General features: G+C 57.3%; 8 protein-coding genes. 3 read left to right on the top strand and 5 right to left on the bottom strand.

Translation table 11 applies throughout. The features are described from left to right. The first annotated feature begins 166 nt into the window (after positions 1-166). Together L3X40_RS20240 and L3X40_RS20235 are read left to right on the top strand one after the other, a co-directional pair. A complete protein-coding gene (locus L3X40_RS20240) occupies positions 167-442 on the top strand; it encodes a hypothetical protein (protein WP_237367195.1) in 276 nt (91 codons plus the stop codon). Further along, positions 442-978 (top strand): A24 family peptidase, encoded by a 537-nt coding sequence (locus tag L3X40_RS20235; protein WP_237367194.1) that lies wholly within the window; start codon positions 442-444, stop codon positions 976-978. Before L3X40_RS20240 ends, L3X40_RS20235 begins: the two co-directional genes overlap by 1 nt. Here the strand turns inward: L3X40_RS20235 and L3X40_RS20230 are convergent, their stop codons facing one another. The 4 genes from L3X40_RS20230 to L3X40_RS22440 form a co-directional block, all read right to left on the bottom strand. After that, the gene (locus L3X40_RS20230) at positions 979-1605 is read right to left on the bottom strand and encodes a response regulator (protein ID WP_237367193.1); all 627 of its coding nucleotides are present in this window, start codon (positions 1603-1605) and stop codon (positions 979-981) included. Between the two features lies 1 nt (position 1606). Further along, complete coding sequence (locus tag L3X40_RS20225; protein WP_237367192.1) at positions 1607-3319, bottom strand: sensor histidine kinase; 1713 nt, start codon at positions 3317-3319, stop codon at positions 1607-1609. A gap of 677 nt (positions 3320-3996) precedes the next feature. Further along, positions 3997-4314, bottom strand: a complete 318-nt coding sequence (locus L3X40_RS22445) for a trimeric intracellular cation channel family protein (RefSeq protein WP_338331164.1) — start codon at positions 4312-4314, stop codon at positions 3997-3999. Next, positions 4233-4613, bottom strand: coding sequence for a trimeric intracellular cation channel family protein (locus L3X40_RS22440; RefSeq protein ID WP_338331163.1), 381 nt, complete (start codon positions 4611-4613; stop codon positions 4233-4235). Before L3X40_RS22440 ends, L3X40_RS22445 begins: the two co-directional genes overlap by 82 nt. Before the next feature lie 136 nt (positions 4614-4749). Here L3X40_RS22440 and L3X40_RS20215 point away from each other — a divergent pair, with 136 nt between their 5' ends. Then, complete coding sequence (locus L3X40_RS20215) at positions 4750-6294, top strand: helicase HerA domain-containing protein (protein WP_237367196.1); 1545 nt, start codon at positions 4750-4752, stop codon at positions 6292-6294. A gap of 469 nt (positions 6295-6763) precedes the next feature. Here the strand turns inward: L3X40_RS20215 and L3X40_RS20210 are convergent, their stop codons facing one another. Next, entirely contained in the window at positions 6764-7771 is a 1008-nt protein-coding gene (locus L3X40_RS20210; protein ID WP_237367191.1) for an efflux RND transporter permease subunit, read from the bottom strand. Between the last annotated feature and the right edge of the window lie 39 nt (positions 7772-7810).

Raw genomic sequence — 7810 nt, 5'->3', positions numbered from 1 at the left:
CCAGACCGTTCAGCACAGCAGATGAAAGCACCGCCTCGATCTGAGGCTTTTTGTTCAATCCAACTGGTACAGTTTTACACCGGAATCTTGCACAATTTTACCCCGACGTTGACAGTTGCTCCTGCAACACAGGTTCGTCGCTGCCGCACGACTATTTACGGAGGCGTTGCGCGCTGATCCCGGCAATGAACGCTATGCCAACAATGCGGATATAGCGCGGGCGATGGCTGGGACGCCTATCGCAAAGGCGGCCGCCGCCAGAAGTGCGGGCGCGGACGATGCGGAAGATTGGGCGCGACGCCTTAACAATGCCGGTTATGCATCCTTGCTTGCCGGAAGGCGCGATGATGCGAAGGCGTATTTCAGCCGTTCGCTCCATGCCAGCGATACCTATTCCCATGTTGCCAGCGCCAATCTGGCGGCATTGACGGGAGATCAGTGATGGTGGCGCACCTCGTCCTTTATGCACTTGCCGCATTGCTGACCGCCGCCGCCTGTCAGGATGTGATGCAATTGCGCATTGCCAATATATTCCCGACGGTGATCATTCTGTTGTTTCCGGTGTGGGTCGCGGTGGCGGGACCAGAGGCTGACATGTGGATGAATGCGGTTAATTTTGCACTGATCCTGGGCGTTGGTTTGATCCTGTTCGCGTTGCAATGGTTGGGCGGCGGCGATGTGAAGCTGTTTGCCGCTGTTGCGCTCTGGTTCGATTTTACCGGGATCGTGCCGCTGATATTCTACATCACCATGTCAGGGGCCGTATTGGCGATTGTCCTGATCGTCGTGCGACGGGCGATTCCCGTGGGCATGAAGGACAGGCTTGGATGGGCCATCTTTGCCCGGCGCGGGCCAATACCCTATGGACTGGCCATAGCGGCAGGCGCAATCTTGTGCATATTTGGCCAGGGCGTCAACCCGAACGGCAAGGCGGCCATGCCGTCCTTTATTGTTGCCGACAGAATTATCGCTGGATGATCATTGAGGCTCACCCATCGAGCTGACAATCAGTTCCGCCCTGGATTTGACGCCCAGTTTCTGAAAAATGCTGTGCAGGTGCACTTTGACCGTTCCTTCGGTCAGGCCGCATTTTTCCGCGATCACTTTATTGCGCAGGCCCGCGCGGATCAGCTTGGCGATTTCCTTTTCACGTTCCGTCAGCACGTCATGCGAGGTAGTCCGGTTCTTTGTAACCACGGAATGCAGTAGCGCTTTTTCCATGATGGCCGGATCGATCCGGTTACCGCCCCCATTGACGACTGCGATGCAGCTCAGCAATTCCTCGGGATCACTTTCCTTCAGGACGATGCCATTGACGCCCAGCTGCAGTGCTTCGATCGTTTCTTCCGGTTTGATGCTCACGGTCAGAAATATGACCGGCACGCCATTACCGTTTTCGCGGAGGCTCGACAGGATCTTCAATCCACCGCCGTCCTTCATGCTCAAATCCAGGATCACGACGTCGGGAACCTCTGTCTGCAGCTTATAAAGCGCGTCACTGACCGATCGGGCGCAGCACAGAATCTTGTGATCGTTGGTTTCCAGAAATTGCTGAAGCCCGTCCAGGAATAGTGGATGATCATCGACGATTAGAAGATTTGCCATATCAGACCCGTTTCTCCGTCAGGTTGAGCGGTATGCGAATGGATAATAGAGATTTATCATTAACATTGTCGAAATACGCCGTTCCGCCCAGCAGAGACAGGCGGCGTGTGAGGGATTGTGACTGAATGCCGTCGATCGGGGCCGGGACTTCTGACAGGATGCCAGAATTGCTGTCATTACGGAAGGCCATAAGCAATGCATCATCCTGCACCGCTGCGGCAATCGTTACTTTGCGGGCAGAGGCGTGTTGAACGGCATTGGCCACTGCTTCGCGAACCAGGAATTCGACCTCGATGGCCGTTGAGCGGTCAATATCGACTTCGGGTTTGTCGACATAGACATGGCAGTCGATATTCCATTGGCCGGACAGCATTTTTGCGCAACTGGTCAGGCCTTCCGCCAGATTTTGCGTGACGCCGTTGACGCGCTTGCTTTCGTTCAAAAGCTGTCGGAGCCGACTTTGTTCGGCAATGATCAGGTCCTGTAGCGTTTTGAGGTCTTCCGTCTGCTCGGCGGGCAGGTTTTTCGATGCTTTGGGCATGAGGGCGGACAGCCGCATCCGCATCGCCGCCAGAGTTTGCAAAACGCTGTCGTGCAGATCGCCGCTCAACGCGAGGCGCGCCTCGGCAAAGGCACGATTGCGCCATGCATCAAGAAAGAAAGAGCGTTCGAAAAAGACATCCACGCTGTCAGCGGCATAATCGCACTGATCAAGGAGATTGGGCGACCACCCGTGCCGGCGCTCAATGAAAAAACGTCCCCGCAAAGCGCCTGCGTTAATGGCAAAGCTTGCGCCGCGCCTGAATTGTAGAGCTTCGCTGATAGTGTCGATGAATTCCGGCGAGTTGGAAAATTTCAGCGCGCCAATGCTGTTGCGGAAAAAAAGCTGTTCGGAATGGGCGGCGAACAGAAAAGAGGCATCCCGAACCCGCGGATGAAGCAGGGGCCGCATTTCATCATCGGCAATTTGGGGAAAGGACAATGTGTCTTTTTTCAGGCTGCTACACCGGATGGCGACATCGTTCATGTCTTCCCAGATGAAAGCAACTGTGTGCGCGTTGAAAAATGCTGCAACCTGGTTCAGCAGAAATTCGATGGGTGGTGCATTCAGATTGCCGCCAACCGCCTGCAACTGGTCACCCCACCTTTTGACCTGATCCTGATAAAGATGCGATCCAATGACGGCGAGCGCGATCAGACTGCCGATAAAAATGCTGGCGCTGTCCGTATAGTCGCTGGCCAATTGCAGAGAGTAAATCTGAGCCAATGGTTCGTAGTTATTACGAAAAATGAATGCGATGATGAAGCATAATGCAGCGATAGCCGCGATACTGATCCCCAGCCGCTCCCGTGTAGCCCACAACAGCAGCAGGCAACAAAGAATGGCCGGCAGTTCGATCGGGCGAAGAAGGACGACCAGCGTAGCACAGACCATGAAATCGATCAGCAGAATCAGTGGTCGCAGTATGAGTTCCCAACGTGGGGCCAGGAACAGGCCAAAAATGCATAGCAGGTTCCAAGCCACGTAACTCAGGCTCATCCATTCGGTCACGGCTTGCATATTTGCGTAGGTATGGCCGATATAGTCGAGTTCATGCATCCAGGCGACCAGCAGCGCCAGACGCGCCAGCGTCACGCTCAATATCGGCGCGCGACCCAGCTGAATCGAAATCTTCTCTCCCATCATGAACGGGAATCTGAAGATCGCCTGCATTCCTTCCCCCAACCGATTCGCGGCAGCGCGCCACTTTAATCTACTCGCTACGAACTAGGTAGAACAATGTTCATAACATCCAGTGAATCACCTATTACCAAAGTAATAGTAAATAAAAATATCCACAATATTATGCAAGAATAGAGTTAAATGGTGTTGGACAGGCGCAATGCTTCCGTTATGGACTTTATTAATATTTTTGATCGGGTCCTTCGGGTCGCAACCCCGACAAAATATTGAGGGTGCCAGTGAAAAGGTGGGCACGGGGGCGGATAGGCTGCAACTCGCAGAAATTCAACGGCCCACCTTTTTATTATCAGAACAAATGACGGATCGCTTTGCCGCAACGCGGGATCACCGGCGCCACCATAATATCACCAAAAACCAACTCGATTGGCCTCAACAGTGGGTATGTTGGGAGGGATCCGTTCACTGCTGACTACCTGTAACGCACGAGACTCCTAGCAAAATAGGATGGATTAGAGGACCCATATGCCTTGAAGCATTACCCGATAATCCAGCGTGTGATTTTACGATTAAATGACTACCGCTTCCGCATTTAACGCAGTCATTCACGCCGACAATAAGGCTTCCCCAATGCTGCCATGCATTCACCCCTCTGCAAAATGGTACATGTGGTGGATAAAAAATACATGGATAGCCGGACAGCTCGAGACTCAATGCCCACGATGCAGTGGCAATGAAATGCGCCATTGAATTGCGATCCCACGCAATGCAAAGCCAAATGCGAAGCCGATCATCGATGGCCAAGGCGCGTCAAGACCTGCCGTCATCAGAATGACGAAAAGGATGGCCGCAACTAACGATGCGGTCACGTAAATCTCGTTTCTCATTAATATAGAAGGAACACCTGCAGTGATGTCCCGGATGACACCGCCGATGCAGCCGGTGATCACGCCTGCGGCGATCGCGGGGATTGGAGATACTCCATATTGCAGTGCCTTTCCCGCCCCATAGACCGAATAGGCTGCCAATCCGGCAGCATCCAGCCATTCAAGTGCGCGATTGGGCCACCAGCGCAGGGTACTGCCCATGCGAGAACCGCAACAGCGGCGCATAGGATCACAGGTGTGGGATCAAGCATCCAGAAGACTGGCGCGCCGATCAGCAAGTCACGCAGCGTTCCGCCCCCGATTGCCGTAATGAGCGCAAAAAACCAGGCCGCTATGAAATCCAGGCGCTTGCGTGCCGCGGCCAACGCTCCTGAAGCGGCGAACACCGAAATTCCAGCTATATTGAGCCAGGCAACGAGGTTTTCGGTCAGCAAATCCATAGGCCCCTATAGCCTCGCCACCGACTGGCGTCACGGCCTCTATGTGCTCGACATGCGCTACGAAGTAAGTCGCATCTCTTAAGATGGAAGGAGATTATTCTTGCGACCCAGCAGTGTCCTGGTCCAGAGGGGAGCGATGACGGCAAGGATCGAGATCGGTACGGATAGCAAAGGGCAAAGCGTATCGGTGGACCTCGAGGAGTTGCTCGCCACCCGGCTGTTGGTGCAGGGCAATTCGGGATCTGGTAAATCCCATCTCTTGAGACGCCTGCTCGAAGGCAGCGCATCGATCGTCCAGCAGGTCGTCGTCGACCCTGAGGGCGACTTCGTGTCGCTTGCCGATGCGTTCGATCATATCATCGTCGAAGCGGCAGACTTCGGCCTGAGCGAGATTGCCTTGCTAGCCGCGCGCGTGCGGGAGCATCGCGCTTCCGTCGTGCTGAACCTCGAAGGACTGGAAGTTGACGACCAGCTGCGCTGCACGGCCGCATTCCTCGGAGCGTTGTTCGATGCACCCCGTCAGTTCTGGTATCCTGTGCTGACAGTGATCGACGAAGCCCAGCTCTTCGCGCCCGCAGCGGCCGGCGAGGTCGCCGAGGACGCACGCCGCGCGTCGCTTAGCGCCATGACCAATCTGATGTGCCGAGGGCGCAAGCGCGGCCTTGCCGGCGTCGTTGCGACCCAGCGTCTCGCCAAGCTCGCCAAGAATGTGGCGGCCGAAGCGTCCAATTTTCTGATGGGCCGGACCTTTCTCGATATCGACATGGCACGTGCATCCGATCTCCTCGGTATGGACCGTCGTCAGGCCGACATGATCCGCGATCTTCAGCGCGGCGAATTTCTTGCCCTTGGCCCCGCTCTTTCACGCCGGCCGGTCAATGTACGTATCGGACCGGTGCGCACTGCGGGAAAGGACGCGGGCCTCAGGCTCGTCCCGCTGCCCGAAGCACCGGTCGCGCAGTTGCGCGATACACTGTTCTCGCGCCCAGAGGCCTTCTTTCCGCCGCCTCCGTCTCCTACCCGGCCCGCAATGTCGATGCCCGACATGCTCCGCACGCTCACCACAGCCCCGGCCATGTCTTCCATCCCGGACATGCCGTCCGTGCCGGTCGAGGAGCAGGCGGATGTTCGCAAAGAGGTTCTCGCCGAAATCGCCGTGGAGAACTCCCGGCAACCCCTCCCCGCCCTGTTTCAGGACTTTGTGGTTCGGTGCCGCATGAGAGGCGTGCAAACCGAAATCGACCTCGGCGCGTTCCGGCAGGCCCTCGCGCTGGCCCGCGCCGGGATCAATGACGCAGAGCGCTGGGAGGAAACGCTGAAGCTCGGCGCCGCCCTTCCTGAAGAGATGCTTGCGCCCTTCCTCGCTATTGTCCGCGCTGCACGTGAGGAACGCGCCTGCCCGGATGACGATGCGCTTGCCCATCTCTACGGCACCAGCTCGCCAGGTCGAGCGCGCCGCATGCTCGCATTCATCGAGGAAAAGGGTTTGCTCGTGTCGCGGACAGACCTCGCGGGTCGGCGTACCATCAGTATTCCGCATCTGGGTTGGACCACCCTCCCAGCGACGACGGTGCCTGAGACCACCGGGAGACCCCGCAGCCAAGCCGCAAACGCCGCGCGGCCGGACCCGCTGGCAGCCACAACCCTCGCTGGACTGCGGCACGCTCAAGCTCAGGAGTGAAGTGAAAATCATAGGGTGAAAAGCGCGAAATCAGATAGCGAGCATCGCATACGCACCCAGATTTTCGTAATAACGAAGTTGCCCTGCTTGGCCGGCAACTTCGCCAACAAAGCGGCCATTCCCCGAGTGAAATCACTTCCCTGGAACTTGACGTTCATTCAGCCGAGCTGAGCGCGGCTCCTCGTCACTGGCGCTCACGGCGGCGAAGCATTTCGAAAATGAAGGGCCCGTTCCACTAGGTTTTGTGGGGATTTATCGCGAGTTGATGACGGCGGCGGCGAGGTAGATCATTGCGGAAAAGCTTTGGTCGGTTTTGCAGGCGCGCATGGCGATGCGTTTGAACTCGCTCTTGAGTGGCGGCGCGCAAGCAGATCGTCTGCGGGTCATCATCAACGCGCCCGTACTCTGTCTGGAAGCGGGACTCTAGAATGCACCGCGACGCAGTGCGGGTTTTGGATATGGCCGGCGTCTACTCGACCAGCCCGAGGGGAACCACGAGCATCACCGAGAGGGGGACCGACCAGCTCTCGTAAAGCGCGGCCAGCACCAGGAAGACCACCAGCATCGACAGCGCCAGCAGCATCGGCGCTTCGGCACCGGCCTGCTGTTCCTGCAACGACTGGCCCGTCCACTCGATTGCGAAGCTTTGGGGCAAGTCAGCCGCGAGCCGTTCCATCTCGGCCATGGCGTCGCCGCTCGACACACCCGGCGCGGCTTCGCCCGAGATCTTCATCGAGGGGTAGCCATTGTAACGGGTCAGCTGCAACGGAGTTTGGCCCCAGATCGGCGTCACCACTTCGGACAACGGCACCATGCCGCCCGCCTCGTTACGGACATTGAGTTTCAGCACGTCGGCCAGTTGCATGCGATAGGGCGCGTCAGCCTGGACGATGACCTGCTGCATGCGTCCACGCTCCGGAAAGTCGTTGACGTAGAACGAGCCCATCGCCGCCGAGATCGTTTCGCTGATCGTCGCAAACGGAACGCCGAGCGCCTGCGCCTTCTCCCGGTCGATAGCGAGTTCGACGCTCGTGCTGTCTGGCAGGTTCTCCGGATAGACACCGGCGACCCGCGTGCTCTGCGCTGCGGCTGCAAGCAACTGGTTCTGTGCCGCCAGCAAGGCTTCCTCACCCTGATTAGCGCGATCCTGAAGCCTCAGCGCAAAACCCGATGATGTGCCCAGCTCGTCGATGGCCGGAGGCATCAGGCTCATAACCCGACCTTCAGGCACCTTCGCCATCGCCTGCGTTGCGCTCGCGACTTCCGCTGCGGCCGTAACGCCATCGCGGTCGCCCCAGTCCTTGAGCATGGTGAAGGCCATCGCGACGTTGGAACCAGACCCTGCAAACCCGAAGCCAAGCATCGCCTCCAGATCCTTGATGCCTGGTCGATCGATGATGTGCTCTTCATATCGTTCGACGATATCGAGAGTGCGCTCCGTGTTGATTACCGCTGAGAGTTGACCCGGGATTTTCATCGAGAAGTGACCCTAGTATTTGTATGTCCCGCGATGCGG

It is taken from the genome of Rhizorhapis sp. SPR117 (assembly GCF_021742065.1).
Note: the sequence above shows the minus strand (reverse complement) of the source record. Positions and strands in the feature narration are given on the sequence as shown.

Excerpts from the sequence above, each read along its gene's own strand:
- L3X40_RS20235 (WP_237367194.1), top strand. The coding sequence starts at position 442 with ATGGTGGCGCACCTCGTCCTTTATGCACTTGCCGCATTGCTGACCGCC.
- L3X40_RS20230 (WP_237367193.1), bottom strand. The coding sequence starts at position 1,605 with ATGGCAAATCTTCTAATCGTCGATGATCATCCACTATTCCTGGACGGG.
- L3X40_RS20225 (WP_237367192.1), bottom strand. The coding sequence starts at position 3,319 with ATGCAGGCGATCTTCAGATTCCCGTTCATGATGGGAGAGAAGATTTCG.
- L3X40_RS22440 (WP_338331163.1), bottom strand. The coding sequence starts at position 4,613 with ATGGATTTGCTGACCGAAAACCTCGTTGCCTGGCTCAATATAGCTGGA.
- L3X40_RS20215 (WP_237367196.1), top strand. The coding sequence starts at position 4,750 with ATGACGGCAAGGATCGAGATCGGTACGGATAGCAAAGGGCAAAGCGTA.
- L3X40_RS20210 (WP_237367191.1), bottom strand. The coding sequence starts at position 7,771 with ATGAAAATCCCGGGTCAACTCTCAGCGGTAATCAACACGGAGCGCACT.